Below are 25,383 nucleotides of genomic sequence, written 5' to 3' on the forward strand. Positions count from 1 at the left end.
TGTGCGGTCCGTATGCTGCCGTCACCGGCCATGGGGGAAGGAGCGCCGATGAGCACGGACGCGCAGTACGGTCAGGACACCGACACCGACACCGACGTGGGTGGCCGGTACGACGAGGCGCTCGCCGCCGTGACACGTGCCGGGGAGCTCGACCCCTGCGACACCTCCCGGACCGCGATCCGGCTGGCCGAGCGGGAGCCGGAACCGCACTTCGTGGCCGGTGTCGTGGAGCAGCGTCTGGGCACGCAGACCGTCGACGTCCGGCTGAAGCTGCTCCATCGGCGCCGGGCCCGCGGCTTCCTGACCCGGTGCCGCCGCCTCGACCCGGCGCACCAGGAGGCGGAGCGGGCGCTGCGGCTGCTGGAGGAGGACGTCCGGGCCGCCCGGGGGAGCCGGCTGAGCAGTGCGGTCCTGGTGCTGGTGGCGACCGCCGTCCTCGCCGCGGCGTGGGTGGACTTCCTGTGGAAGCACCATGTCACCGCAGTGATGCTCACGACGTTGACGCCGGTACTGGCCGGGCTCGTCGCCGTCGGGTTCCTGCTGCCGGTGCTGACCCGGCTCAAGCTGCCCGGCGGGATGGAGGCCGACCTGACCGCGAGCATCGGCCAGATCTCCCGCGGCCCACGCGGCGAGGTCGTGCCGGCCGCGGCGCGGACACCCGCGGGGAACGGACCGGTGGGCCGGACGCCGAGGCGGTGAAGGCGTGCGCGGCGCGGGCGGGGTGCGGGCGGGGCGGGGTGCGTAACGGGCGGCGCCTCAGGCCGCCGTCGCGTGCTCCGCGGACTTGGACGCCTTCGCCTTGGTGGCGTAGATGTCCACGTACTCCTGGCCGGACAGCCGCATCACATGGCTCATCACCTCGTCGGTGACGGCGCGCAGCACGTAGCGGTCGCGGTCCATCCCCTCGTAGCGGGAGAACTCCAGCGGCTTGCCGAAGCGGACGGTGAAGCGGTGCACCCGGGGGACTCCGGCGCCGCCGGGCTGGATGCGGTCGGTGCCGACCATCGCGAACGGGACGACCGGGGCACCGGTCATCAGGGCCAGCCGTGACACGCCTGTGCGGCCGCGGTAGAGGCGGCCGTCGGGGGAGCGGGTCCCCTCGGGGTAGATGCCGAAGACCTGGCCTTCGTCCAGGACACGACGGCCCGTCATGAGCGCCGCCACGCCGCCGTGGCCCCCGTCGCGGTCCACGGGGATCATGCCGACGGAGGTGAAGAAGGCCGCCATCAGCCGGCCCTTGATCCCGGGGGTGGTGACGTACTCGTCCTTGCCGATGAAGAAGACCTGACGCTTCACGACCAGCGACAGGAACATCGAGTCGATGAAGGTGACGTGGTTGCCGGCGAGGATCACGGGGCCGTCGCCCGGGATGTGCTCCGCGCCCTCGACCCGGGGGCGGAACAGTACGCGCATCAGTACTCCGAGCAGTGCCTTGAGGATGATGCGGAACAACGGGTCCTCCGGTCGCGGTCGGCGGGAGTCCGGCCGGACTCCCGCGGAAGGTGGCTCCACCAGTGTGCGCCTTCCCGGTGACGACGATACTTCCGCCACGTCGCGACACGCACACCGGGTTCACACGACCGGAACGCATTGTTGACGTGCGTTTCCGTCGTGTTCCGCCGTTCGCCGCCCCACGGTGGCGCGGGCGCGCCTACGATGCGCCCGTCGCTTGACAGGTACCGGACGAATGTTCGGCCGACGTGAGGGAGCGCGCATGACGCACGAGCAGCACAGCGACCACGAGCGGGGCAGGGGACCCGGGCGCCGGGCACTGATCGGAGCGGCGGCGCTCGGGGCGGGCGTCACCGTGCTCGGCGGCGCGGGCCCCGCCGCGGCCGGCGAGCACGGCCCCGGCTCCGGACACGTCCCCGTCCACCCCCTGCCCGTCCCGACCGTCGTCGGCCACCGCGGCGCGAGCGGCTACCGCCCCGAGCACACCCTGGGCTCCTACCAGCTCGCCCTGGACCTGGGCGCCGACGTCATCGAGCAGGACGTCGTCCCCACCAGGGACGGGCACCTCGTCTGCCGGCACGAGCCGGAGATCGGCGGTACCACGGACGTCGCCGACCACCCCGAGTTCGCCTCCCGCAGGACTACCAAGACCATCGACGGGGTCGCCACCACCGGCTGGTTCACCGAGGACTTCACCCTCGCCGAGCTCAAGACCCTGCGCGCGGTGGAGCGCCTGCCAGCACAACGCCAGCACAACACCGTCTACAACGGCCACTGGGAGGTGCCCACCTTCGAGGAGGTGCTGCGCTGGGCGGACGAGCAGGGCCGCCGGCGTGGCAAGGCGGTGTGGCTGCACGTCGAGACCAAGCACCCCACCTACTTCCGCGGCATCGGCCTCGGCCTGGAGGAGCGGCTTGCCGTACTGCTGCGCCGTTTCGGTCGCGACAAGCGCGACTCCCCGCTGTTCCTCCAGTCCTTCGAGCCCGGCAGCCTCCAGCGGCTCGGCGCGCTCGGCCTTCGCAACCCCAAGGTCTTCCTGCTGGACGCGGCCGGAACCCGCCCGTACGACCTCGCCGTCGCCGGGGACCCGCGCACCGTCGCCGACCTGGTCACCCCGGCCGGCCTGAGGTGGATCGCCGGTTTCGCGCAGGGCATCGGCCCCACCCTGAACCTGATCATTCCGCGTGACGCGGACGGCAGGCTCGGCGAGCCCACCAGCCTCGTGCGCGACGCCCACAAGGCCGGGCTGATACTGCACCCCTTCACGATGCGCAACGAGAACAGCTTCCTGCCCGCCGACTTCCGGGTCGGCACGGACCCCAACGCCTACGGCGACGCCTTCGGCGCCTTCAGGGTCTACTTCGAGCAGGGCGTCGACGGCATCTTCTCGGACAACTGCGACACCGCGCTGCTGGCCCGCGCGGAGTTCCTCGGCCGGAAGTGATCGTCAACGCCAGGTGATCCCTCCCGCGCACGGGTGGTTCCCCCGCCAGAGGGCAACCGTCCGGCGCGGCAGGGGTGTCCCGGCGGGCATGACCCCGTGCGAACCCCATGAAGAGCCGACCGCGGAAGCGACCGTGCGACCGACCGCGGAACCGACCGCACACCTGCCCGCGCGACTTACCGCGATCCGACCGCTGCTGGCCGCCGAGGCCGCGGCCGAGTCCGTCCCCGCCTGCGTCGAGGCGGCCGACCTCGAGCAGTCCGTGTGGCTGCGCCTGCTGGAGCTCGGCGAGCCGCCCGCCGACCCCGCCCGCTGGCTGCGCCGGGCGGTGCGGGCCGAGGTGCGCCTCGCTGTGCGCCGGGCCCGGCGGGAGACCCCGTACGGTCCCGGCCCCCACCTTCCCACCGAGGTCGTGCCGAGCACCGAGGCGCAGGTGCTCGCCGCCGAGCAGCGGCGCGCCCTGCTGGCGGCAGCGCGCCGGCTGCCCGGGCGCTGCCCGCAACTGGTGTCCGCCCTGATCTCCCGGTCCGACCCCACCTACCGGGAGATCTCACGGGAGTTGGGAATCTCACAGGGCAGCCTCGGCCCGATGCGCTCCCGCTGCCTCAGCTGCCTGCGTACGATCCTCGCAACCGGGGTTGCATCGCCCGTACGACGGGGTAATGCACCGTAGAACAGTCGGCGTACGGACGCTTGTGCACGGCCGCGCCGCCTTCCGGGGACTATTCAGGGCAACGTTCCGCGCCGCACCCTCACCCCCCGCGGCCCGGGCGAACATGAAGGAGAGGCCAGCGCACATGGGCATGAGCGTGACCATCTCTGCGGCTACCGGCGACGACGCCGAGAAGATCCTCAAACTGCAGTACCTCTGCTACCAGGACGAAGCCGCTTTGTACGGGGACTACGGCATAGAACCGCTGACCCAGACCCTCGAGGCGCTGCGCGCCGAACTCGAGGGCGGGATCGTGCTGGTGGCCCGGCTGGGCGAGGAGGTGGTGGGTTCGGTCCGCGGCTGCGTGGACGAGGACGGCACCGCGCGGATCGCCAAGCTGATCGTCCACCCGCGCATGCAGCGGCACGGACTCGGCGGCCGGCTGCTGCGGGCCATCGAGGAGCGGCTGGCAGCGGAGAGCGAGGCCAAGCGGTACCGGCTCTTCACCGGGCACCGCAGCGAGTTCAACCTGCGGCTGTACCGCAAACTCGGCTACGCGCAGATCGGCAACGTCGAACCGGTCACCGGCCGGCTGAGCCTGGTGCACATGGAGAAGCCGGCCGTCCGGCCCGAGACCTACGCCGCGAGCGCCTGAGGTAGCGTCAGGAGACCGGGTCCTGCTGGGGCCGCGCCTGGCGGCGCAGCCACAGCAGGCCGGTCACCGGCACGACGACGGGCAGGAACAGATAGCCCATGCCGTAGTCCGACCACACGGTCTGGTCCGGGAACGCGTCCGGGTCCAGCAGGGTCAGCGTGCCCACCGTCAGCACGCCGACCAGCTCGAGGGTGCAGCTGACCAGCGCCACCTTGCGCGCGCCCTCACCGCCCCGCCACAGGGCCACCGTGATCACCGCGTAGACGATGCCCGCGAGCAGGGAGAGCAGATAGGCCAGCGGCGCCTCGTGGTACTGCATGCTGATCTGCACGATCGCGCGGGAGAGCGCGGCGACGGTGAAGACGCCGTACAGCGACAGGAGCAGCCGGCCCGGTCCACGGCCGATGCCGCGGCCTGCGGCGTCCGGAACGGCGGAGTCCTTGCCCGCGGCACCCGCGGCGGCGTCCTTCGTGGTCTCAGGCACTGACGCCTCCCCAGATGTCGTAGAGCCGCACTTCCAGCACGGCCAGGACCACCCCGCCCGCGGCCACGATCGCCGAGCCCCAGCGGGTGCGCTCGGTCAACGACATGAAGCCCGCCGCGGGGACGGTGCAGGCCGCGCCGAGCAGATACGCCACAAAGATCGTCGTGCCGTCCAGCGGCTTCTCGCCGCCTGCGAGCTTGACCACACCGATCACCAGCTGGACCAGCGCCAGCACCGCCACCAGAGCCATGCCGATGAAGTGCCAGTCCTTGGTCGGCTGGTCGCGGAAGGCCGCCAGGCCGCACCAGGCGGCCAGGAGCAGCGCCGTGGCCGAGACCGCGATCGTGAGGGCGTCGAGCATGGCGCGACTCTATTACGGCCGGGAACGGCCCGGTTCCCGCCCCCTGGGCTGTCCATATAGCGGACAAGTAGTCCGGATTTTGGTACGCCTCAGGGGCGTCTGCTTTACTGGTGCCCATGACCACGACGAACCGCCGCTGCCGCGCGACCGAGGCTATGACGCCCGGTGTTCGTCGCATGTGTCGAATGTGTGCACGCTGAGGGCCCACGCCATCTGAGTCTCGCGCCCCGAAGCGAGACCCGCCCCTCCTGCGACACGGACCGCACACCTCCCCCGCACAGGGAACCCCAGCAGACTCTCCGCCCCTGCCTTCCGGCGCACCGCGCCCGGCGGCCCGGCACCCCCTGCTGAACCCCCTCCACGCCCACGCGGGGCGCAGCCATGCCATGTCGCGGTCCATACACCCCGTGTGCGGCCTTTGTCCGCCGCGCACTCGACAGTGACGGAAAACCAGTGATCACCACAACGGGCCTGACCAAGGTCTACCGTTCCCGTGACCGGGAGACGGTGGCCCTCGACGGCGTCGACCTGCACGTCCGCGAGGGCGAGGTGTACGGCGTCGTCGGGCGCAGCGGCGCGGGCAAGAGCACGCTCATCCGCTGCGTCAACCTGCTGGAACGACCCACCTCGGGCACCGTCGAGGTGGGCGGTCGCGACCTGACCGCGCTCGCCGGCCGCTCCGACCGTGCGGGGTCCGCCCTGCGGACCGCCCGCACCGGCATCGGCATGGTCTTCCAGCACTTCAACCTGCTGTCCTCGCGCACCGTCCGGGACAACGTCGAACTGCCCCTGGAGATCCTCGGGGTCTCCGGCCGGGAGCGCCGCCACAAGGCCCTCGAACTGCTCGACCTGGTGGGCCTGGCCGACAAGGCCCGCGCCTACCCGGCGCAGCTGTCCGGCGGCCAGAAGCAGCGCGTGGGCATCGCCCGCGCCCTGGCCGGCGACCCCAAGGTGCTGCTCTCCGACGAGGCCACCTCGGCGCTCGACCCCGAGACCACCCGCTCGATCCTGCAGCTGCTGCGCGACCTCAACCGGCAGCTCGGCCTGACCATCCTGCTCATCACGCACGAGATGGACGTGGTCAAGGCCATCTGCGACTCCGCCGCGCTGATGAAGGCAGGCCGCATCGTGGAATCTGGCAAGGTCACCGATCTGCTCGCCACACCCGGCTCCGAACTGGCCCACGAACTCTTCCCGGTCGGCGGGGAACCGTCCGGCGAGGGCCGCACCGTGGTCGACCTCACCTTCCACGGCGAGGCCGCCACCGAGCCCGTCATCTCCCAGCTCTCCCGCACCTACAACATCGACATCTCCGTGCTCGGCGCCGCCCTGGAGACCGTCGCCGGCCGCCAGGTCGGCCGGATGCGGATCGAGCTGCCCGGCGCCTTCGAGGACAACGTCGTGCCGATCGGCTTCCTCCGCGAGAAGGGCCTGCAGGTCGACATCGCCCCGGTCGCCGGTGACGCGCTGGTGAAGGAGGGCGCGAAGTGAGCTGGTCGCAGATGCAGCCGCTGCTGTCGCAGGCGTGTGGGGAGACCCTGATCATGGTCGGCTGGTCCACCCTGATCGCGGTGGCCGGGGGACTGCCGCTCGGCGTCCTGCTCGTGCTGACCGACCGCGGCGGACTGCTGCGCAACGCCGCGGTCAACAAAGCCGTCGGGGTGGTCGTGAACCTCGGCCGCTCGCTGCCCTTCCTCATCCTGATGATCTCCGTGCTGCCCTTCACCCGCTGGGTGATCGGCACCACCATCGGCGCCGAGGCCATGGTCGTCCCGCTCTCCATGGGCGCCATCCCGTTCCTCGCGCGCCTGGCGGAGACTGCCGTCCGTGAGGTGGACGGCGGACTCGTGGAGGCCGTCCAGGCCATGGGCGGCAGCACCTGGACCGTCGTCCGCAAGGCCCTGCTGCCCGAGGCGCTGCCCTCCCTGATCGCCGGCCTCACCACCACCGTGATCGCGCTCATCGGCTACTCCGCCATGGCCGGCACCATCGGCGGCGGCGGCCTCGGTGACCTCGCCATCCGCTACGGCTACCAGCGGTTCGAGACCTCGCTGATGCTCGTCACGATCGGCGTGCTGGTCGTCATCGTGACGCTCGTCCAGCTCACCGGCGACCTCGCCGCCCGCGCCGCCTCGCACCGTGGCCGCACCTCCACCGCGCCCCGGATGCGCCTGCTGCGCCCGGCCGCGACCCCCGAAGCCTCCTGACACCGCAAGCAACACCCCTGAAGAAAGGCACTTTTCGTGCGTACCCCTGCAAAGATCACGACCGCTGTCCTCGCCGCCGCCGGCCTCACCCTCGGCCTCGCCGCCTGCGGCGCGGACTCGGGCGACACGAAGGACAGCGCGAGCGACCCGCTCGTCGTCGCCGCGAGCCCTGTCCCGCACGCGGAGATCCTGGACTACGTCAAGGAGCACCTGGCGGCGAAGGCCGGGCTCAAGCTCGAGGTCAAGGAGTTCAGCGACTACGTGACGCCGAACACCGCGACCGAGGACGGCTCCGTCGACGCGAACTACTTCCAGAACCAGCCCTACCTGGACGACTTCAACAAGAAGAAGGGCACCCACATCGTGCCCGTCGTCACCGTGCACCTGGAGCCGCTGGGCCTGTACTCCGACAAGCTGAAGTCCGTCGAAGGGATCAAGAGCGGCGCCACGATAGCCGTCGCCAATGACGCGGTGAACGAGGCCCGCGGCCTGAAACTGCTTGCGTCGGGCGGCCTGATCACCCTCAAGGAGGGCGTCGGCAACGAGGCCACCCCCGCCGACATCACCGGCAACCCCAAGAACCTGAAGATCAAGGAGCTGGAGGCCGCCCAGCTGCCGCGCGCCCTGCAGGATGTCGACGCCGCCGTCATCAACGGCAACTACGCGATCTCCGCGGGCCTCAAGCCCGCCCAGGACGCCCTGGTGCTGGAGTCCGCCGAGAACAACCCCTACGGCAACTTCCTCGCCGTCAAGGAGGGCCACGACAAGGACCCGCGGGTGCTGAAGCTCAAGAAGCTGCTCACCTCGCCCGAGGTGAAGAAGTTCATCGAGGACACATACGCAGGCTCCGTCATCCCCTCCTTCTGACCCACCCCGCGGCGGGGGACGGGCCGCGCGCTCACCGCGCGTCGTCCCCCGCCGACCCCGGCCAGTCCAGCCGCAGCCGCTCCGCCCGCGGCAGCCGGGCCACCACCAGGTCGTAGGAGTCCTCGACCAGTTCGCGCACCATGGCGTCGGGCAGCGAGCCGTCCAGCGTCACCGTGTTCCAGTGCCGCTTGTTCAGGTGCCATCCCGGCACGATCGCCGCGTGCTCGCCCCGCAGCCGCACCGCTAGCTCCGGCTCGCACTTCAGGCTCACCTTCAGCGGCGCGCCCTCCAGCGCGCTGATGGCGGAGATCTTCCCGCCGACCTTGAAGACGGTGACCTCCACGTCGCGCGGGAACGGCCTGTCCTCCACGGCGCCGTTGAAACCGAGGCACAGCTCCCTGAGCCGATCTGCGTCCATCCGCCCATCCAACAGCCTCCGCGGCCGGGCGTGTGACCTCAGCCGCGCCGTACCCAGTACACGTCCGTGGTGTACGGCATCTCCACGGCGTCCCTGCCGCGCGTGGCGTCGTGCCCGGCCAGCACCGCCTCCACCTCGGACCGCACCCGCTCCTGCTCGGCGGGGTCCATCACCGCGATGTGACTCGAGGAGGTCATCCGTTCCACGACGTCCGAGACCGTCGTCGAGTGCGGGTTGGGCCAGTGCCGCTCGTGCACCCGCGACCAGCCCGCGCGGTCGGTGAAGGCCTTGCGCCAGCCGCCGTCCAGCGGGCTCGGCAGATCGCGCGGCGCCAGGCGGAAGACGATGTCCTGGTAGTCCCGCACCCACGGCACGGAGGTGTCGTAGGTGTTCCACACCAGCGCCAGCGAACCGCCCGGCCGCAGCAGGCGCTCGACCTCCGCCAGGGCCTCCTCCTCCCGGAACCAGTGCCAGGACTGCGCCGCCACCACCGCGTCCGCGCACCCGTCCGGCAGGCCCGTGGCCTCGGCCGTCCCCGCCGTCACCCGCACCCCCGGAAGCAACTGCGCGAGCCGCTCCCGCATCTCCGCCACCGGCTCGACGGCGATCACCTCCGCGCCCGTCAGGGCCAGCAGCCGGGTGAACTTGCCGGTGCCGGCGCCCAGGTCGACCACCGTACGGCCCGCCTCGAGGGGCAGCGCGTCCGCCAACTCGGCCAGGGCCGCCATGGGGTACGAGGGCCGCGACCGCTCGTACACACCCGCGGCCCGCTGATATCCGACTCCTGCTGCGTGGTGCACCGTCACGCGGGCAGACGGTAGCAGGACCCTATGGCCACAGGAGGAGCGGACCTGCGGAAAAGCCGGAGAACAGCGCACCAACTGCTCCCGTCGCCGGAAGGGTTGCACGTACCCTGGGGACGACGGCCGCGCAGCCCCTGGCGGCGGACCCGGTCCCGCGGGTGAACCGGTGGATGCTGCATGCTGTGCACTTCACCCATGCCCTGGCTACGGAGCGTCGAATGACCAGCTTCCCGGAGATCTCCATCAGTACGGAGCGGCTGGTGCTGCGCCTGTTCGAGGAGTCCGACATCCCCGCCCTGGCGGAGATGATGAACGACGAGGCCGTGGTCGCGTGGACCTCCGTGCCGCATCCGTACACGGCGGCGGACGCCCGCGCGTTCATCACCGAGCTCGCCCCCTCCGAGCGGGCGGCGGGGCACGGCATCGTGCTCGCCGTCACCGAGTTCCTCACCCAGCGCCTGGTCGGCATCGTCCACCTGCAGCGCACCGACTGGCGCCTGCGCAGCAGCGAGGTCGGGTACACCATCGCCCCCTGGGCGCGCGGCGAGGGCTACGCCGCGGAGGCCGTCCACGCCGTCGCCCAGTGGCTCTTCGACGACCAGAAGTTCGAGCGCCTGGAACTGCGCACCGCGGCGGACAACGCGGCCTCCCAGCAGGTCGCGCAGAAGATCGGCTGCATCAGCGAGGGCGTGCTGCGCAGCGCGGGCCTGGTCCGCACCCGGCCGCACGGGGAGCCCGGCGGCCGCTGGGAGCACGTCCGCACGGACCTGATCGTGTGGAGCCTGCTCCCGGAGGACCTCGACGGCCTCGCCGAGGAGTCCGCCGACGGCTCCGACTACGCGGCCTACGCCGACTGGCGGTGAGCACCCGGCGGCGCGGCAACCCGGCCGGGGTACTGTGCACACCCCGGGAACACCGCACCCCCGGGGAACCACACCGCGACGCGCCTTGGAGGCAGGACGACGATGGCAGACCGTGTCACCGTGATCGGGTGGGACGGATCACCACCGGGCGAGGCAGCGCGTTCCGCGCTGTCGGCCGCCACCCTGGTGGCCGGGACCCGGCACCATCTGGCACTGCCCTTCGTGCCGCAGGAAGCCGAGCGGATCGTGCTGGGCAGCATCGAGTTGGCCGCCCGCCGCATCGCGCGGCACCGCGGCACCGCGGTCGTCCTCGCCGACGGCGACCCCGGCTTCTTCGGTGTCGTCCGCGCCCTGCGTGCCCCCGAGTACGGGCTGGAGGTCGAGGTCGTCCCCGGCGTCTCCTCGGTCGCCCAGGCCTTCGCCCGGGCGGGCATGCCCTGGGACGACGCCCGTGTGGTCGTCGCGCACACCCGCACCCTGCGGCGGGCCGTCAACGTCTGCCGCGCCCACCCGAAGGTCGCCGTGCTGACCGCGCCCGGGGCCGGACCGACAGAACTCGCCCTGCTGCTCGGCGACGAGCACCGCACCTTCGTGATCTGCGAGGCGCTCGGCACCGAGCACGAACAGGTCACCGTGCTCACCTCCGACAAGGTGGCCGACCACACCTGGCGGGACCCCAACGTCGTCCTCGTCGTCGGCGCCGCCCCGGCCGCCGCCCCCGTGCCCGCCCCCGCGCAGTCCGGCTGGCTGGCCGGCGGGGACCCCGCCGCGGCCGACCGGGTACGGGGCTGGGCCCTGCCCACCGAGCGGTACACGCCCGAGGACGGCCCGGCGCAACTGCGTGCCCTGCAACTGGCCCGGCTCGGGCCGCGGGCGGGCGACCTGCTGTGGGACATCGGCGCCGGCGGCGGCGCCGTCGCCGTGGAGGCGGCGCGGTTCGGCGCGGCCGTCATCGCGGTGGAGGCCGACGCCGCGGCGTGCGACCGGATCGAGGGAACCGCACGGGACTTCGGGGTGCGGGTGCGGGTCGTCCGGGGCCGTGCGCCGCACGTGCTGGAAGACCTTCCGGAACCGGACATCGTGCGCATCGGAGGCGGCGGACCGGAGGTCGTCGCGGCCTGCGCCGCGCGCCGGCCGGAGCGAATCGCCGCGAGCGCCGCGAACCGGGACGAGGCAGAAGCCGTCAGCCGCGCCCTCGACGAGGGCGGATACACGGTGGAGCGTGCGTTGTTGCAGGCAGTCGAGCTGAATGACGAGTGGCGCGAGCGGGAGCGGGCCGTGGTGTTCGCGCTCCTCGGACACCGCAGGTGAGCCGGTGGGTTGCGCCCGTATTGGCACCGGTTTGAGGTGAACCCCCCTGCGCACGCGCGGGCACACGCGCGGTAGGCTGACGGACCGCTGCGCCGTCGTCGCGCATTGACGTCGCGTGAGGGCTGATCAGGATTGGTCAGGCCCGGTCGATCGCAGTCGTCGTGCCGGTTGCCGCCCGCGCTCGTTCTCTGAGTGGGCAGTGTGCTCGGCGCAGCGATGGAAGGAGCGAAACCGATGGGCGAGGGGCACGCATGACTGACACCGGCCAGGTCCCGGGTGAGGGACTGCCGGAGAACGCAGGCGAAGAAGCGGTTCTGCAGCCGCACGCCGACCTGCCCGGCAGCGGCGCGCAGCAGCAGTCCGTCCCTTTGTGGGACGTCGATCCGCTCACCGCGCCGGTTCCTCCCGGGTACCACTACCTCGACCAGCCGTCCGGCCCCGCGCCGGTCGAGGAGGACGAGGAGATCCTGCTGATGCCCGGTCTGCAGGGGTCCTGGGCCGATCCGCAGCCCGTGCCCCCGCAGCCCGTTCCGGCGCCCGCCGTTCCGCCGCAGCCCGTTCCGGCGCCCGCTCCCGTGACGCCGCCCGCGCCGTTCCCCGCGCAGGCAACCGCCCCCGCCCTGCCGGTCGAGCACTTCCCGCACGGCGTCCCCGGCGCACCCGAGGGCATCGAGCGCGGCGCCCACGAGAGCGGCGGCCGTGACTCGGTCTCCCTCGACTACTCCGCGGTCCGCACCGACACTCCGGTCGCCCCGGGGATGCCGGTCCCGGAGCAGCCCGCGCCCGCCGAGGACGCGGTGCAGGGTCAGGAGCCCGAGCCCGAGCCGCGACCCCATGTGCCGGCCCAGGCCCAGGTGCAGGAGGCCGCCCAGAGCGCCCCCGTACCGCCGCGGCGGCCGCTCCACATGGGCCCCCCGATCCCGGACCCCTCCAACGGCGGCGGCATCGTGCGCTCCCTGGCCGACCGCGGTCCGGCCACCCCGGCGCCCGCCCCGGCGCCCATGCGGCAGTCAGGGCCGCCCACCACGGGACCGGAGTACCTGGACGTCCTCCGCGACGAGGCCCCGGCCGGGGCTGCGACGCCGGCGCCCGAGGCCGTCGTGGCCGCTCCTGAGCCGGCGGCCGCGTCCGAGCCCGGGAACGAGCCGGTGGCCGTGCCCGTGCCGTCGCTGGAGACCCCGGACGAGCCGCTGCCGTTCGGCATGGAGCCGGCTGCCGGGGTGCCCGTGGCGCCGGTCGTCCAGGAGACGCCGGAGTTCGTGGTGGTGCCGGAGCCGGCCGCGGTGCCGGAGCCGGCCGCGGTGGAGGGACCGGCGGCCGCCGAGGCCGTGGCGGAGCCCGCGCCGGTCGTGGAGCCGAAGCCCGCGCCCGAGTCCGCGGCGCCCGTCGCCGAGCCCGTGTCCGCCCCCGCCGCGGCCGCGCCGGAGGAGACCCCGGTCGCCGCCGTCGAGACGCAGCCGGAAGCCGAGACGCACCCGGCGCCCGAGGCGCCCGCGGAGCCCGAGGCATCCGCGGAGCCCGAGGCATCCGCGGAGCCCGAAGCGCCCGCGGAGCCCGAAGCGCCCGCGGAGCCCGAAGCGCCCGCGGCGTCCGAGAATTCCGAGGTGCCCGTGGACCCGGAGGCATCCGTGGACCCGGAGGCGCCGTCGGCTAAGGACGAGGCGGAGCAGCAACTGCCGCCGGCGCCCGCCGCCGAGGGGTACGACCCGGCCGTGCGGGACGCGGTGCACCGCGTCATCCGCGAGCGCCGGGACATCCGCAACGGCTTCCGCAAGGACCCGATCCCGCACGAGGTGCTGATCCGCGTGCTGGAGGCGGCGCACACCGCGCCGAGCGTCGGCCACTCGCAGCCGTGGGACTTCGTCGTCATCCGCTCCGCCAAGACCCGCGAGCGCATGCACGAACTCGCCATGCGGCAGCGCGAGGCGTACGCCAAGTCGCTGCCCAAGGGCCGCGCCAAGCAGTTCCGCGAGCTGAAGATCGAGGCGATCCTCGACACCCCGGTCAACATCGTCGTCACCGCCGACCCCACCCGCGGCGGCCGCCACACGCTGGGCCGCTACACCCAGCCGCAGATGGCCCCGTACTCGTCGGCGCTCGCCGTGGAGAACCTCTGGCTCGCCGCACGCGCCGAAGGCCTCGGCGTCGGCTGGGTCAGCTTCTTCGACGAGCGCGAGATGGTCCGCGAACTCGGGCTGCCCGAGCACCTCGAGGTCGTCGCGTACCTCTGCGTCGGCTACGTCGACGAGTTCCCCGAGGACCCCGAACTGGTGCAGTCCGGCTGGTCCAAGCGGCGCCCCCTGTCCTGGGTCGTCCACGAGGAGGAGTACGGCAACCGGGCGCTGCCCGGCGAGGAGCCGCACAACCTCCTGGAGGAGACCCTGCGCGGCATCCGTCCGCTGGACGCCAAGGCACTCGGCGAGGCCTGGGAGCGGCAGAAGCGGATGACCAAGCCGGCCGGCGCGCTCGGCATGCTGGAGATCATCTCGGCGCAGCTCAGCGGGCTGTCCCGGCAGTGCCCGCCGCCGATCCCGGAGCCCGCGGCCGTCGCGATCTTCGCCGGGGACCACGGGGTGCACGCCCAGGGCGTCACCGCCTGGCCCCAGGAGGTCACCGGCCAGATGGTCGCCAACTTCCTCGGCGGCGGGGCGGTGTGCAACGCCTTCGCCAACCAGGTGGGCGCCGAGGTGTGCGTGGTGGACGTCGGCGTGGCCTCCGAGCTGCCCAGCACTCCGGGTCTGCTGCCCCGCAAGGTCCGTCCGGGCACCGCCGACATGACCGCCGGGCCCGCCATGTCGCGCGAGGAGGCCCTGCGCGCGATCGAGGTCGGCATCGAGACCGCACGCGACCTCGTGGCCGCGGGCAACAAGGCGCTGCTGACAGGGGAGATGGGGGTCGCCAACACCACTGTCTCGGCGGCCCTGATCTCCGTCTACACCGGCGTCGACCCGGCGGAGGTCACCGGGCGCGGCACCGGCATCAACGACGAGATGCACGCCCGCAAGATCGACGTCGTGCGGCGCGCCCTGGAACTCCACCAGCCCGACCCGTCCGACCCGATCGAGGTCCTCGCGGCGATCGGCGGCCTCGAGCACGCGGCCATGGTGGGCCTGCTGCTCGGCGCGGCCTCTCTGCGGACGCCGGTGATCCTCGACGGCGTCAGCGCGGGCGCGGCCGCGCTGGTGGCCCGCGCCATCGCCCCCGAGGTCCTCGCGGCCTGCATCGCCGGCCACCGCAGCGCGGAGCCCGGCCACCGCGCGGCGCTGACCAAGCTGGGGCTGCGGCCGCTGGTCGAACTCGACCTGCGGCTGGGCGAGGGCACCGGCGCGCTGCTGGCGCTGCCGCTGGTGCAGAGCGCCGCGCGGGCGATGCGCGAGGTGGCGACCTTCGACTCCGCGGGGGTCACGGAGAAGTCCTGACGCGGGCGGTCCTCGAGGTGGGGCGGGGTGACGCCCCGCACCCGGCGGCCCACCGCGGGCGCGCCGCAGGTGTGATCTTGGGCGCTGCGGCGCGGTCGCCCCGCACCGTAGGGTTGGGGCGGGGCAGGGTCGCCCCCGCAACCCCGTCACGCCGCGAGGCACACCCGAGGAGCCGCATCGCCATGACCGCCGCCGAGGACCGCAACGACCCGCCCGCCTACCCCGTCGGACTGCGCCTCGCGGGCCGGCGCGTAGTGGTCGTCGGCGGCGGCCAGGTCGCGCAGCGCCGGTTGCCGCCGCTGGTGGCGGCCGGGGCCGACGTCGTCCTCGTCTCCCCGTCCGCGACGCCGTCGGTCGACGCGATGGCCGCCGCGGGCGAGATCCGCTGGGAGCGCCGTCGCTACCGGCCCGGCGACCTCGACGGCGCCTGGTACGCGCTGATCGCCACCACCGACCCCGAGGCGAACGCAGCGGCCTCCGCGGAGGCGGAGGATCGCCGGGTGTGGTGCGTGCGCAGCGACGACGCCGACGCGGCGACCGCGTGGACCCCGGCGACCGGCCGTACCGAGGGTGTGACGGTCGCCGTCCTGACCGGCCGGGACCCTCGGCGTTCGGCGGCCGTGCGGGACGCGATCGTGGAGGGCCTGCGCGACGGCTCCCTCGCGGCGCCGCAGCACCGGGGCAGGACTGCGGGCGTGGCCCTGGTCGGCGGCGGGCCGGGCGACCCGGACCTGATCACCGTGCGCGGGCGCCGGCTCCTCGCGGAGGCGGACGTCGTCATCGCCGACCGCCTCGGCCCGCGCGACCTGCTCGACGAACTGCCCCCGCACGTCGAGGTGATCGACGCGGCGAAGATCCCCTACGGCCGGGCGATGGCGCAGGAGGCGATCAACGCGGCGCTGATCGAGCACGCGAAGGCCGGCAAGGCGGTCGTGCGGCTCAAGGGCGGGGACCCCTACGTCTTCGGACGCGGCATGGAGGAGGCGCAGGCGCTGGCGGAGGCGGGTATCGCGTGCACCGTCGTGCCGGGCATCTCCAGTTCCATCAGCGTCCCGGCCGCCGCCGGCATCCCGGTCACGCACCGGGGAGTGGCCCACGAGTTCACCGTCGTCAGCGGCCATGTGGCTCCGGACGACCCGCGGTCGCTGGTGGACTGGGCGGCGCTCGCCCGGCTGCGCGGCACCTTGGTGCTGCTGATGGCCGTGGAGCGGATCGGCCCGATCGCGACGGCGCTCGTGGAGCACGGCCGGGGCGGCGACACCCCCGTCGCGGTGATCCAGGAGGGTACGACCGCGGCGCAGCGCCGCGTCGACGCGACCCTCGCGACCGTGGGGGAGCGGGTGGTGGCGGAGGGAATCCGGCCGCCCGCGGTGATCGTCGTCGGCGAGGTCGTCGCCGTGGGCGACCGCGCGGCCGACGGGGAGCAGTGACAAAGGTGCCGGCGGCACCGCACTTCGGACAAGGCAGTATCACCTGTGGCTGAGCTCATCACCATCGAGGATCCCGACGACCCGCGCCTTCGGGACTACACCTCCCTCACCGACGTCGAACTGCGCCGGCGCCGCGAGCCCGCGGAAGGGCTGTTCATCGCGGAGGGCGAGAAGGTCATCCGGCGCGCCGGCCAGGCCGGTTACCGGATGCGCTCCATGCTGCTGTCGGCCAAGTGGGCCGACGTCATGCGGGACGTCATCGACGAGGCCGAGGCGCCCGTCTACGTGGTCGGCCCGCAACTCGCCGAGCGGGTCACCGGCTACCACGTGCACCGCGGCGCCCTCGCCTCGATGCAGCGCAAGCCGCTGCCCGACGCCGGGGACCTGTTGGGCGGGGCGCGGCGGATCGTCGTCATGGAGTCGGTCAACGACCACACCAACATCGGCGCCATCTTCCGCAGCGCCGCCGCCCTCGGCATGGACGCCGTCCTGCTCTCCCGGGACTGCGCCGACCCTCTGTACCGCAGGTCGGTCAAGGTCTCCATGGGCGCCGTCTTCTCCGTCCCCTACGCCCGGCTGGCCGCCTGGCCCCGCGACCTGGAGACAGTGCGTGAGGCGGGCTTCCGGCTGCTCGCGCTGACCCCTCACGAGCAGGCCACCGACATCGACGCGGCCGCCCCGCACCGGCTGGAGCGCGTGGCGCTGATGCTCGGCGCCGAGGGCGACGGCCTGTCGAAGCGGGCGCTGGCCGCGGCCGACGAGTGGGTCCGCATCCCCATGGCGCACGGGGTGGACTCCCTGAACGTGGGGGCGGCCGCCGCCGTCGCGTTCTACGCGGTGGCGTCCGGTCGCCCCCGGGACTGACTCAGCCCGCCGCGGCCGGCAGGTCCACCAGCGCGGCGAGGGCCGCCCGATGGCGACCGGGCGTGCCCAGGGCGATCTCGTCGGCCTTGGCCCGCTTCAGGCGCAGGTGGGCGGGGTGTTCCCAGGTCATGCCGATGCCTCCGTGCAGTTGGACGCACTCCTCGGCGGCCCGCACGGCGACCGGCGCGCAGTACGCCTGCGCCACGGCCACCGCGACCGGGGCGTCCGCTCTGTCGCCCGCGAGAGCGTCGGCGGCGTTGCGCGCGGCGGCTCGGGCCTGGACGACCTCCAGCCACAGGTCCGCGAGCCGGTGCCCCAGGGCCTGGAAGGAACCCACGGGGCGGCCGAACTGGCGGCGTTCCTTCAGGTAGGCCACCGTCTCGTCCAGGCACCACTGGGCCAGGCCCACCTGCTCCGACGCCAGCAGCCCCGCCCCCGTCAGCAGGGCCCGTTCCACGGCCGCCGCGGCAGTCCCCGGTCCGGCGAGCCGGCGGGCCGCCGCCCCGTCGAAGGAGACGTCCGCGATCGGCCGGGTCAGATCGAGCGGCACCGGAGCGGAGCGGGCCGTCCCGGGCGCGTCCGTACGGATCTCGTACAGCCCGGGCCCGTCCGGACCGGTCGCCGGCACGACCAGCACGTCCGCGGCGGTCGCGTCGGCGACGCTGGTCACACGCCCGACGAGGACGCCGTCCGCGTCGGCCCGCACCCCCCGGAAGACGTCCGCCCCCGGCGCCGAGGACAGGGGCACGGCGAGGGCGGCGGTCTGCTCGCCCTCAGCGAGCCGTGCCACGAGGGCCTCGGACGCAGCGCCGCCGGCCACCGGCAGGGCGGCCGTGGCCAGCACGGTGCTGCCCAGGAAGGGCACGGGCGCCACGAACGTCCCCAGCTCCTCCAGCACGACCGCGGCCTCCCGCGCGGAGCCGCCCTGGCCGCCGAGCTTCTCCGGCACCAGCAGCCCGGCGACCCCCACCTCCCGGGCCAGCGTCCGCCACAGTGCGGTGTCGTACGGCGCGGCGCCCTCGCAGCGCGCCAGGACCTCCGCCGGGTCGCACCGGTCGAGGAGGAGCGCGCGCACAGCGGCACGCAGGTCGTCCTCGACGTCGGAGTAGAGCAGGTCGGCGCTCATCGCGGCAGGTCCTTCCAGGGGACGTCCTTGTCCGTACGGGGTTCGGCGGGCAGGCCGAGGACACGCTCGGAGATGATGTTGCGGAGGATCTCGGAGGTGCCGCCCTCGATCGAGTTGCCCTTGGCCCGCAGATAGCGGTAGCCGGCGTCGCGGCCGTAGAAGTCGACGCTCTCCGGACGGGTCATCGTCCAGTCGCCGTAGCGCAGTCCGTCCTCGCCGAGCAGTTCCACCTCCAGGCCGCTGACGCGCTGGTTCAGCGAGGCGAACGCCAGCTTCATGCCCGAGCCCTCGGGGCCGGGCGCGCCCACCGCGAGCTGCTGGCGCAGCCGTTCTCCGGTGAGCCGGGTGACCTCGGCGTCCACCCACAGCCGAAGCAGCCGGTCGTGCAGATCGGGGGTGCGCAGCTCGGGCCGCTCCCGCCAGGTCGCGGCGACGGTGCCGATCATCCCGCCCTCGCGGGGGAGCGCGCTGCCGCCGATGGCCACCCGTTCGTTCACCAGCGTCGTCCGCGCCACGCTCCAGCCGTCGCCGACCTCGCCGAGGCGATGGGCGTCGGGGATCCGCACGTCCGTCAGGAAGACCTCGTTGAACTCGGCCTCACCCGTGATCTGCCGCAGCGGCCGCACCTCCACGCCCGGGGCCGTCATGTCGCACACGAAGTAGGTGATGCCTTGATGCTTCGGGACGTCCGGGTCGGTGCGCGCGATGAGGATCGCCCAGCGCGCGCTGTGGGCGTTGGACGTCCACACCTTCTGGCCCGTCACCAGCCAGTCGTCCCCGTCCCGCACGGCCCTGGTACGCAGGCCGGCGAGGTCCGAGCCCGCTCCGGGCTCGCTGAACAGCTGGCACCAGACCTCCTCCCCGGTCCACAGGGGGCGCAGAAAGCGGGCCTTCTGCTCCTCGGTGCCGTACCGGAGCACGGTGGGGGCGGCCATCCCGAGGCCGATGCCGATCCGGCGCGGTTCGTTGTGCGGCGCCCCGGCGGCCGCGAGTTCGGCGTCCACGACTCCCTGCAGCGGGCGCGGTGCGCCCAGGCCGCCGAGGCCCTCCGGGTAGTGCACCCACGCCAGACCGGCGTCGAAGCGGGCCCGCAGGAAGTCCAGGCGGTCCGTCGCCGCCGGATGGTGGGAGGCCAGCAGCGCGCGCACGCGCTCGCGCAGCTCCTCCGGTGTGACCGTGATGCGCATGCGTCCCTCCGCGTGTGCGTAGCGCTAAGCAAGCGCTTAGAAATTAACCCGCGGAGTGGCCTCCCGTCACCCCCTGGTGGGTTGTCGAAGGCGTCAGCCGGCGTGTGCTTCCATGGCCCTGACGCCTTCCTGACGGCTGTGTGACAGCGGACACAGGAACTCGGCCGGGGCGGCGGAGGGTAATGAATGTGACGCAAAGAGAACCATCAGAGCCGTCGCGTGGGCGCATCCGAGCAGGAGACCGCGCCGCGTTCGCCGATCTGTACGAACGGAACGCGCGAGCGGTCTACAGTCACGCGCTGCGGTTGACCGGTAGCTGGCCGGAGGCCGAGGATGTCATGTCCGAGACGTTCCTCGCCGCCTGGCGCGCGCGGGAGACCGTGGATCCCGAGGGCGGCTCCCTCACCCCGTGGCTGCTGGGCATCGCCACGTACAAGGCTCACAACGCCAACCGCGGACTGCGGCGGAAGCTCGCCTTCCTGGCACGCAGCCCGGAGCCCCGCCCCGTCGAGGACTTCGCGGAGGAGACGGCCGGCCGGATCGACGACGCCCGCCGCCTGGCGGCCGTGTACGACACGCTGCGCCGGCTGCGCCGCCAGGACAGGGAGGTGATCGCCCTGTGCGTGGCGGCCGGGTTGGATTACCGGGAAGCCGCCGAGGCCCTGGACATCCCGGTCGGCACCGTGCGCTCGAGGCTCTCGCGCGCCCGGAACCGACTGGCCAGGCTGAGTGCCGCACCAGCGCCGGGCGCGAGGGTGGAACCGGACGGCGCCCGCGGAGGGATAGAGAGCGAGGCCGCGTTCGCGGCGCTCTTTCTGCAGGAGGAAACCCCATGAACGCCGATGATCCGCACGGCCCCGGCTCCCCCCGGAGCGCCGCGGAAGAACTGCTGGCGGCCTCGGCCGCCTGGGACCTCTCGCCGAACCGCCACCTCCACCACAAGGAAGTTCTGATGCAACAGATCGACCGGGACGCCATCTCCGACGCCCGGACGCCGATGGCACGGCTCAGCCGTCGGCTCCGTCCGGCGATGGTCCTGCCCGTGGCAGCCGTACTGACCGGCGTGCTGGTCGTCACCGGGTCCGGCGGTGACCACACCTCGGCCCCGCGCCGGTCCTCCGTCGCCGGGCCGGCGAAGGGCAATGGCGCGGCCGTCACCCTCGACCGGATCGCCGCCGCCGCCATGACGCGGGACGTGACGCCGGTGGAGGACGGCCAGTTCGTGTACGTCGCGTTCCTGAGCCGCGAGAACAAGGGCGCCTTGAACAGCCCGGTCCGGCTCGGTGCGCCGGGCAGGCACGAGGTGTGGACCGCCCAGGGCTCCGGCCCCACCACCAGGACCGGCTGGATCCGCGACACGGGCAAGGACGCGGTCATGCCCGGCGAACTGGTCCCCATCGTCAGCACCTCGCCCGTGGGCCCGGGCCTGGACCACGCCACATACAAGTGGCTGGCCTCGCTGCCCACGGACCCCGAGGCCCTGCGCACCCTGCTCTACGCCCAGACCGAGCCCTGGGGCGACCTGTCCAAGGACGAGACCGTCTTCCGGAACATCGGTGAGCTGCTGCGCTCGACGATCATGCCGCCCGCTACCGCCTCCGCGCTGTACAAGGTCGTCGAGAAGATCCCCGGAGTCACCATGGTGCCCGACGCCGCCGATGCGGCAGGACGCCGCGGCATCGGCATCACGCGCGAGGACCCCGGGTCCGCCACGCGCGACGAATGGATCTTCCACAGGAAGACCTTCGCCTACCTCGGCTCGCGGTCCTACATGACCGCGGCCAAGGGCACCGGCGGAACCGATACGTTGTACGGCATCGACGCCGTCATGGCGAGCGGTGTCGTCGACAGCCCTGGCGAGGTGTCCGCCGACACCGCGGGTTGACTTGCCGCCACCGCAAGGACTCCCCGCTCCCTGGAGCGGGGAGTCCTTGCGGCGCGTCGGCCGGGAGCCGGCGGTCGGTCCGCCCGGCCGGCCGGCGCTCCGGTGACGACTCGGCCGGTGACGACCTGGGGCGCACTCGCGTGACGCGGGCCGCCGGAAGCCTCACCCGCGGCCTCGCCCACCGCCCCCAGCGCCACATCGACGAGCACGTCGACCCTTCAGTCCACGACAAAGGCGGCGACCGAGGTCACGCTCGTGGGCAGGGGTGCGCACCGCGCCGTGGTGTGGACGACGTCGGTGGAGGCGTGGGTGTTCGTGCCGGCCGGGGCGCTTACGGCGTGTGGGGTGCCGTCACGCCCGGCAGCAGGCCGAGCCCCCGGCTCGGCCCCTGGCAGCCCTGGGCGGCCGCGATGCCGAGCGCGACGAGGAGGGTCACGGTGACGAAGACGATGAGCCGCTGCCGCAGCAGCCTGCGGTCGGCGCCCAGCGGTCGGCGGCCGGCGGGTGTGCGCGGCACCGGCGTGCGCCCGGACGGGGTCCGGGCCGGGGTGCGCGGTGTGGCGGGCGTACGGGGGGAGACCGGGGTGCGCGGCGGCACGGGTGTGCCCGGCGCCGTCCGCCGCTCTGTCTGCTGCTCCGCGTACGCCTGCGCCCGCGGGCCCGTGGGCCGCTCCGGGCGCGGAGCGGACGCCTTGGGCACGATGTCCCGCCACCCCGGTGCGGCGCCGAGGCCGCGTGCCTCGCGGGCCGCGATCTCGGTGAGCCGCTCGGAGAGCTGGACCGTGCTCGGCCGCTGCTCCGGGTCCTTGGCCAGGCACGCCTGGACCAGCGGGGCCAACGAGTCCGGCACACCGGTGAGGTCCGGCTCCTCGTGCACGACCCGGTAGAGCATGACCTCCGAACTGCCCTGTCCGAAGGGCGAGTCGCCCGTCGCCGCGTAGGCCAGCGTCGCGCCGAAGGCAAAGACGTCGGTGGCCGGGGTCACCGCCGCTCCGCGCACCTGCTCCGGCGCGAGGAAGCCGGGGGAGCCGACGGCCGTTCCCACGTGGGTGAGGGTGCTCGCGCCGGTCGACCAGGCGATGCCGAAGTCGATGATCCGGGGCCCCTTGGGCGACAGCAGGATGTTGGAGGGCTTCAGGTCGCGGTGGACGACCCCGGCCTCGTGGACGGCGACCAGCCCCTCCGCCAGAGCGGCGCCGATGGACGCGGTCTCGGCTGCGGAGAGCGTGCCGTCCCGGACGACCTTGTCGTGCAGCGAGGGCCCGGGAACGTACTGCGTGGCGAACCACGGCCGGTCCGCCTCCAAGTCGGCGGCGACCAGCCGCGCCGTGCAGCCGCCGCGGATGCGTCTCGCCGCCGACACCTCGCGGGCGAAGCGCGAGCGAAACTCCTGGTCCTCGGCGAGTTCGGGGCGGATCACCTTCAGCGCGACCCGCTGGCCGCGCTTGTCGGCACCCAGGTAGACGACGCCCATGCCGCCCGCGCCGAGCCGCCGGTGCAGGCGGAACGAGCCGACGACACGCGGGTCCTCGCGCCGGAGCCGCATCATCGCCATGTCGTCCATCCCCGCTGCCTGCCTGGCCAGTCTGACCCCGACAGCTTACGGACTGACCGCCCGTCGCGGCGCGAGGCCGCGCCCGCGCGAAGCAGCCGATTGTCAGTGCCGGATGGGATCCTGGTAAGCGTGGGGAAGGTTCCGGCCGCTGACGGGGCCGGAAATTCGTCATGCCGTCAACAGTCCATCGGGCAAGGGGGATTGACGCCATGAAGGGTGATCGAGTCGAGATAGTCGTCGACGCCGGCGACACGACGAGGACGTATGAAGTGGTCGCCACCAGGGCCGGCCGCAGGGTCGAGACGGCGGTCCGCCGAGGGGTGGTGGAAGTGAGCGAAGTCACCCGGTCCGGCTCCGTGGTGCGCACCGCGCGCTTCATGGCCACCCGGGTCCTGGCCCTGGTCGAACAGCCTGTGCCCGCGGGCGACGGCGAGGACGAAGAGCGGGCCTGACGGCCGGAGTCCGTGCCCGCCCGGGAGATCCCCTCGGGGATCTCCCGGGCGGGGCGGCCGGGTTCCTCCACCCAGGGGAGTACACGGCGGGTTCGGGAGTCATCCTCGGGGAGGCCAGGGAAGCGGTACGAAGGCATGACGACCGCTGCCCGCGCCGCGCCTAGGCTTGTGGTCAAGCGGCGGGTGGAGCACTCGTCCCCCGAGGTCGATCACCCGCCGCGTCGACCACTGTGCTTGATCACGGACCACGACCCGGGAGGGGGCCATGGCGAACACGGCGAGCCGTACGGTGCGGCCGGCACGCGGCAGCAGGATGGCCGCCTTCGGCATACGCCCTTCGGGCACCCGGCATCCGCTGGTGGCGGTGGCGATGGTGCTGCCGCTCGCGGTGCTGCTCGCGGTGGCCTTCGGAGGCTGGGACGCGGTGGTCACACAGGCGTCGTCCGTAGCCGGTCTGATGGGGCGCTGACAGAGGCCCCGCGGTCCCGGAAGAGCGGTCCGGGTCCGCAGGAACGGTGAACCAACCCCGTGGGGACGGGGGTCCACGGACGGCATGAGTGCCCGGGTACCTTTGGCGGTACCCGGGCATCACACCGTGGCGCCGACGTGGCGCCCGCGGGCAGGCGGCGGGTGCCGCACAGGGGGCCGGTACACGGGCAGTGGGGGAGTGAGTGAGCAGCAGCGGAGCACCGCTGGCGCACGCCCTGGGGGCGGTCGCGGCAGCGGCTTCACGTGTGCCCGGCCAGGCACGGCCCGCCGTGCTCGCCGACCGCCCCGACGCCACCGTCGTCCGCGGGGGCCGTCTCGTCGCCAAGGCGCACGCCCCGGGGACCGACCCCGCCGAACTCGCCCTGCGGCTGCGTGTGGCCGTCCATCCGCTGCTCGACGGCATCCTGCTGCCCCCGGCGCCGCTGCCCGACCACGGCGGAGCGCTGAGCACGGTGCTCCTCGGCCGCACCGTGAGCCTGTGGCCCGTCGGCCGGCCCGTCGACCGCGACGATCCGGACTCCGCGCCCTGGGCGGAGGCCGGTGCTCTCCTGGCCCGGCTGCACACCGTGCCGCCGTCCCGGCTGCCCGGCCCGCCGCCGCGGATGCGCGGCCCGGCCAGGGCGGCCGGCGCGGTCGCCAGGATGCTCGCCGCCGGCCCCGGCGACCCGGCGGTGCTCGCCGCCTGGCACGGCCTGCCGCCCTGGGCGCGCGGCGAGGCGCCGCAGCCGCGGCAGTCGCTGTGCCACGGCGACCTGCACATGGGCCAACTGGTGCGCCACCCGGCGCCCGACGGCCCCTGGCGCCTCATCGACGTCGACGACCTCGGGCTCGGTGAGCCCACCTGGGATCTGGCTCGGCCGGCGATGTGGTTCGCCGCCGGGCTGCTCGACCCCGTCGACTGGGGTCGCTTCCTCGGCGCGTACCGCGCCGGTGGCGGCCCCGCCGTCCCCGCGGACGGCGACCCGTGGCCGCATCTGGACGCGGCGGCGCGGGCGTTGGCGGTCCAGACCGCGGCGACAGCCGTCGCCAAGGCCGCGCAGGAGGGCCGTGCGCTCGACGGGACGGAACAGTCCGTCCTCGAGACGTGCCGCCGAATCGCGGAAGTAGAGTGCAGTTCCACGCCGGGGGACGACGCCCCCCGGCCGGCGCGAGCGAGGAGATGAGCCGACGATGCTCTGTCCCAAGTGTCATGGCCCCATGCAGACGTTCACCCGCAGCGGTGTCCAGATCGAGCAGTGCGGCAACTGCCGGGGGATCTTCCTGGACTACGGGGAGCTCGAGGCGCTGACCCGCATGGAGTCGCAGTACGCCCAGCCCGCCCCGCCGCCCGCCTACCCGCAGGCGTACCCGCAGCAGCACGCCGCTCCGGCCTGGGGAGCCCCGCATGGCGGGCACCACGGCCACCGCAAGCCGCAGAGCTGGGCGCACATGCTCTTCTCGTCGTGACACGACCGAGGGC

At 73.5% G+C, this 25,383-nt stretch carries 26 protein-coding genes; 18 read left to right on the forward strand and 8 right to left on the reverse strand.

What is annotated here, in order from left to right; genetic code table 11:
* Positions 1-48: 48 nt before the first annotated feature.
* A complete protein-coding gene (locus ACRWND_RS03775; RefSeq protein WP_431945820.1) occupies positions 49-699 on the forward strand; it encodes a hypothetical protein in 651 nt (216 codons plus the stop codon).
* 57 nt (positions 700-756) lie between these two features.
* On the opposite strand, the gene ACRWND_RS03780 is transcribed toward ACRWND_RS03775, so the two are convergent.
* Complete coding sequence (locus tag ACRWND_RS03780) at positions 757-1,413, reverse strand: lysophospholipid acyltransferase family protein (RefSeq protein WP_431946034.1); 657 nt, start codon at positions 1,411-1,413, stop codon at positions 757-759.
* Positions 1,414-1,714: 301 nt separating this feature from the next.
* Here ACRWND_RS03780 and ACRWND_RS03785 point away from each other — a divergent pair, with 301 nt between their 5' ends.
* The 3 genes from ACRWND_RS03785 to ACRWND_RS03795 all read left to right on the forward strand — a co-directional run bounded on the left by ACRWND_RS03785 (position 1,715) and on the right by ACRWND_RS03795 (position 4,203).
* Positions 1,715-2,896 carry a glycerophosphodiester phosphodiesterase gene (locus tag ACRWND_RS03785; RefSeq protein ID WP_431945822.1) on the forward strand — a complete coding sequence of 394 codons (1,182 nt, stop codon included), beginning with the start codon at positions 1,715-1,717 and terminating at the stop codon, positions 2,894-2,896.
* Positions 2,897-3,029: 133 nt separating this feature from the next.
* Positions 3,030-3,569, forward strand: coding sequence for a sigma-70 family RNA polymerase sigma factor (locus ACRWND_RS03790; protein ID WP_431945824.1), 540 nt, complete (start codon positions 3,030-3,032; stop codon positions 3,567-3,569).
* Positions 3,570-3,693: 124 nt separating this feature from the next.
* Entirely contained in the window at positions 3,694-4,203 is a 510-nt protein-coding gene (locus tag ACRWND_RS03795; RefSeq protein ID WP_431945826.1) for a GNAT family N-acetyltransferase, read from the forward strand.
* Positions 4,204-4,210: 7 nt separating this feature from the next.
* Here ACRWND_RS03795 and ACRWND_RS03800 read toward each other — a convergent pair whose 3' ends face one another.
* Together ACRWND_RS03800 and ACRWND_RS03805 are read right to left on the reverse strand one after the other, a co-directional pair.
* On the reverse strand, positions 4,211-4,687 hold the full coding sequence (locus ACRWND_RS03800) for a hypothetical protein (RefSeq protein ID WP_431945828.1): 477 nt from the start codon (positions 4,685-4,687) through the stop codon (positions 4,211-4,213).
* Positions 4,680-5,048: a hypothetical protein gene (locus ACRWND_RS03805; RefSeq protein WP_431945830.1), complete on the reverse strand. Its 369-nt coding sequence runs from the start codon at positions 5,046-5,048 to the stop codon at positions 4,680-4,682. The genes ACRWND_RS03800 and ACRWND_RS03805 overlap by 8 nt, the downstream gene beginning before the upstream one ends.
* Before the next feature lie 453 nt (positions 5,049-5,501).
* Between ACRWND_RS03805 and ACRWND_RS03810 the strand changes: the two genes are divergently transcribed.
* From ACRWND_RS03810 to ACRWND_RS03820, 3 genes are read left to right on the forward strand one after another with little or no spacing between them, the layout of a single operon-like run.
* The gene (locus ACRWND_RS03810) at positions 5,502-6,539 is read left to right on the forward strand and encodes a methionine ABC transporter ATP-binding protein (protein WP_431945832.1); all 1,038 of its coding nucleotides are present in this window, start codon (positions 5,502-5,504) and stop codon (positions 6,537-6,539) included.
* The gene (locus tag ACRWND_RS03815) at positions 6,536-7,255 is read left to right on the forward strand and encodes a methionine ABC transporter permease (RefSeq protein ID WP_431945834.1); all 720 of its coding nucleotides are present in this window, start codon (positions 6,536-6,538) and stop codon (positions 7,253-7,255) included. Before ACRWND_RS03810 ends, ACRWND_RS03815 begins: the two co-directional genes overlap by 4 nt.
* Positions 7,256-7,291: 36 nt before the next feature.
* Positions 7,292-8,122, forward strand: a complete 831-nt coding sequence (locus ACRWND_RS03820; protein WP_431945836.1) for a MetQ/NlpA family ABC transporter substrate-binding protein — start codon at positions 7,292-7,294, stop codon at positions 8,120-8,122.
* Positions 8,123-8,153: 31 nt separating this feature from the next.
* Here the strand turns inward: ACRWND_RS03820 and ACRWND_RS03825 are convergent, their stop codons facing one another.
* Both ACRWND_RS03825 and ACRWND_RS03830 read right to left on the reverse strand, forming a co-directional pair.
* Positions 8,154-8,540, reverse strand: a complete 387-nt coding sequence (locus ACRWND_RS03825) for an MmcQ/YjbR family DNA-binding protein (protein WP_431945838.1) — start codon at positions 8,538-8,540, stop codon at positions 8,154-8,156.
* A 38-nt stretch (positions 8,541-8,578) separates the two neighbouring features.
* Positions 8,579-9,346, reverse strand: coding sequence for a class I SAM-dependent methyltransferase (locus ACRWND_RS03830; protein WP_431945840.1), 768 nt, complete (start codon positions 9,344-9,346; stop codon positions 8,579-8,581).
* Positions 9,347-9,561: 215 nt separating this feature from the next.
* Between ACRWND_RS03830 and ACRWND_RS03835 the strand changes: the two genes are divergently transcribed.
* The 5 genes from ACRWND_RS03835 to ACRWND_RS03855 all read left to right on the forward strand — a co-directional run bounded on the left by ACRWND_RS03835 (position 9,562) and on the right by ACRWND_RS03855 (position 17,230).
* Positions 9,562-10,206 (forward strand): GNAT family N-acetyltransferase, encoded by a 645-nt coding sequence (locus tag ACRWND_RS03835; protein ID WP_431945842.1) that lies wholly within the window; start codon positions 9,562-9,564, stop codon positions 10,204-10,206.
* A 102-nt stretch (positions 10,207-10,308) separates the two neighbouring features.
* On the forward strand, positions 10,309-11,517 hold the full coding sequence (cbiE, locus tag ACRWND_RS03840; protein WP_431945844.1) for a precorrin-6y C5,15-methyltransferase (decarboxylating) subunit CbiE: 1,209 nt from the start codon (positions 10,309-10,311) through the stop codon (positions 11,515-11,517).
* 251 nt (positions 11,518-11,768) lie between these two features.
* Entirely contained in the window at positions 11,769-14,936 is a 3,168-nt protein-coding gene (gene cobT, locus ACRWND_RS03845; RefSeq protein WP_431945846.1) for a nicotinate-nucleotide--dimethylbenzimidazole phosphoribosyltransferase, read from the forward strand.
* Between the two features lie 182 nt (positions 14,937-15,118).
* Complete coding sequence (gene cobA / locus ACRWND_RS03850) at positions 15,119-16,366, forward strand: uroporphyrinogen-III C-methyltransferase (RefSeq protein ID WP_431945848.1); 1,248 nt, start codon at positions 15,119-15,121, stop codon at positions 16,364-16,366.
* Between the two features lie 45 nt (positions 16,367-16,411).
* Positions 16,412-17,230 carry a TrmH family RNA methyltransferase gene (locus tag ACRWND_RS03855; protein ID WP_431945850.1) on the forward strand — a complete coding sequence of 273 codons (819 nt, stop codon included), beginning with the start codon at positions 16,412-16,414 and terminating at the stop codon, positions 17,228-17,230.
* A 1-nt stretch (position 17,231) separates the two neighbouring features.
* On the opposite strand, the gene ACRWND_RS03860 is transcribed toward ACRWND_RS03855, so the two are convergent.
* Both ACRWND_RS03860 and ACRWND_RS03865 read right to left on the reverse strand, forming a co-directional pair.
* Positions 17,232-18,356 carry an acyl-CoA dehydrogenase family protein gene (locus ACRWND_RS03860; protein ID WP_431945852.1) on the reverse strand — a complete coding sequence of 375 codons (1,125 nt, stop codon included), beginning with the start codon at positions 18,354-18,356 and terminating at the stop codon, positions 17,232-17,234.
* Positions 18,353-19,543, reverse strand: a complete 1,191-nt coding sequence (locus tag ACRWND_RS03865; RefSeq protein WP_431945854.1) for an acyl-CoA dehydrogenase family protein — start codon at positions 19,541-19,543, stop codon at positions 18,353-18,355. Before ACRWND_RS03865 ends, ACRWND_RS03860 begins: the two co-directional genes overlap by 4 nt.
* 182 nt (positions 19,544-19,725) lie before the next feature.
* Here ACRWND_RS03865 and ACRWND_RS03870 point away from each other — a divergent pair, with 182 nt between their 5' ends.
* Both ACRWND_RS03870 and ACRWND_RS03875 read left to right on the forward strand, forming a co-directional pair.
* Positions 19,726-20,379, forward strand: a complete 654-nt coding sequence (locus ACRWND_RS03870) for an RNA polymerase sigma factor (protein WP_431945856.1) — start codon at positions 19,726-19,728, stop codon at positions 20,377-20,379.
* The gene (locus tag ACRWND_RS03875) at positions 20,376-21,428 is read left to right on the forward strand and encodes a CU044_5270 family protein (protein ID WP_431945858.1); all 1,053 of its coding nucleotides are present in this window, start codon (positions 20,376-20,378) and stop codon (positions 21,426-21,428) included. Before ACRWND_RS03870 ends, ACRWND_RS03875 begins: the two co-directional genes overlap by 4 nt.
* A 331-nt stretch (positions 21,429-21,759) precedes the next feature.
* On the opposite strand, the gene ACRWND_RS03880 is transcribed toward ACRWND_RS03875, so the two are convergent.
* Complete coding sequence (locus ACRWND_RS03880) at positions 21,760-22,983, reverse strand: protein kinase domain-containing protein (protein WP_431946036.1); 1,224 nt, start codon at positions 22,981-22,983, stop codon at positions 21,760-21,762.
* Positions 22,984-23,192: 209 nt separating this feature from the next.
* On the opposite strand from ACRWND_RS03880, the gene ACRWND_RS03885 reads away from it, so the two are divergent.
* The 4 genes from ACRWND_RS03885 to ACRWND_RS03900 all read left to right on the forward strand — a co-directional run bounded on the left by ACRWND_RS03885 (position 23,193) and on the right by ACRWND_RS03900 (position 25,370).
* Complete coding sequence (locus ACRWND_RS03885) at positions 23,193-23,435, forward strand: hypothetical protein (RefSeq protein WP_431945860.1); 243 nt, start codon at positions 23,193-23,195, stop codon at positions 23,433-23,435.
* Between the two features lie 265 nt (positions 23,436-23,700).
* Positions 23,701-23,904: a hypothetical protein gene (locus tag ACRWND_RS03890; protein WP_431945862.1), complete on the forward strand. Its 204-nt coding sequence runs from the start codon at positions 23,701-23,703 to the stop codon at positions 23,902-23,904.
* A 202-nt stretch (positions 23,905-24,106) separates the two neighbouring features.
* A complete protein-coding gene (locus ACRWND_RS03895; RefSeq protein ID WP_431945864.1) occupies positions 24,107-25,087 on the forward strand; it encodes an aminoglycoside phosphotransferase family protein in 981 nt (326 codons plus the stop codon).
* A 7-nt stretch (positions 25,088-25,094) separates the two neighbouring features.
* Positions 25,095-25,370: a zf-TFIIB domain-containing protein gene (locus ACRWND_RS03900; RefSeq protein WP_431945866.1), complete on the forward strand. Its 276-nt coding sequence runs from the start codon at positions 25,095-25,097 to the stop codon at positions 25,368-25,370.
* The last annotated feature ends 13 nt before the right edge of the window (positions 25,371-25,383 follow it).

Origin of the sequence: Actinacidiphila sp. bgisy167 (genome assembly GCF_965342175.1) — a bacterium.
Classification (GTDB): Bacteria; Actinomycetota; Actinomycetes; order Streptomycetales; family Streptomycetaceae; genus Actinacidiphila.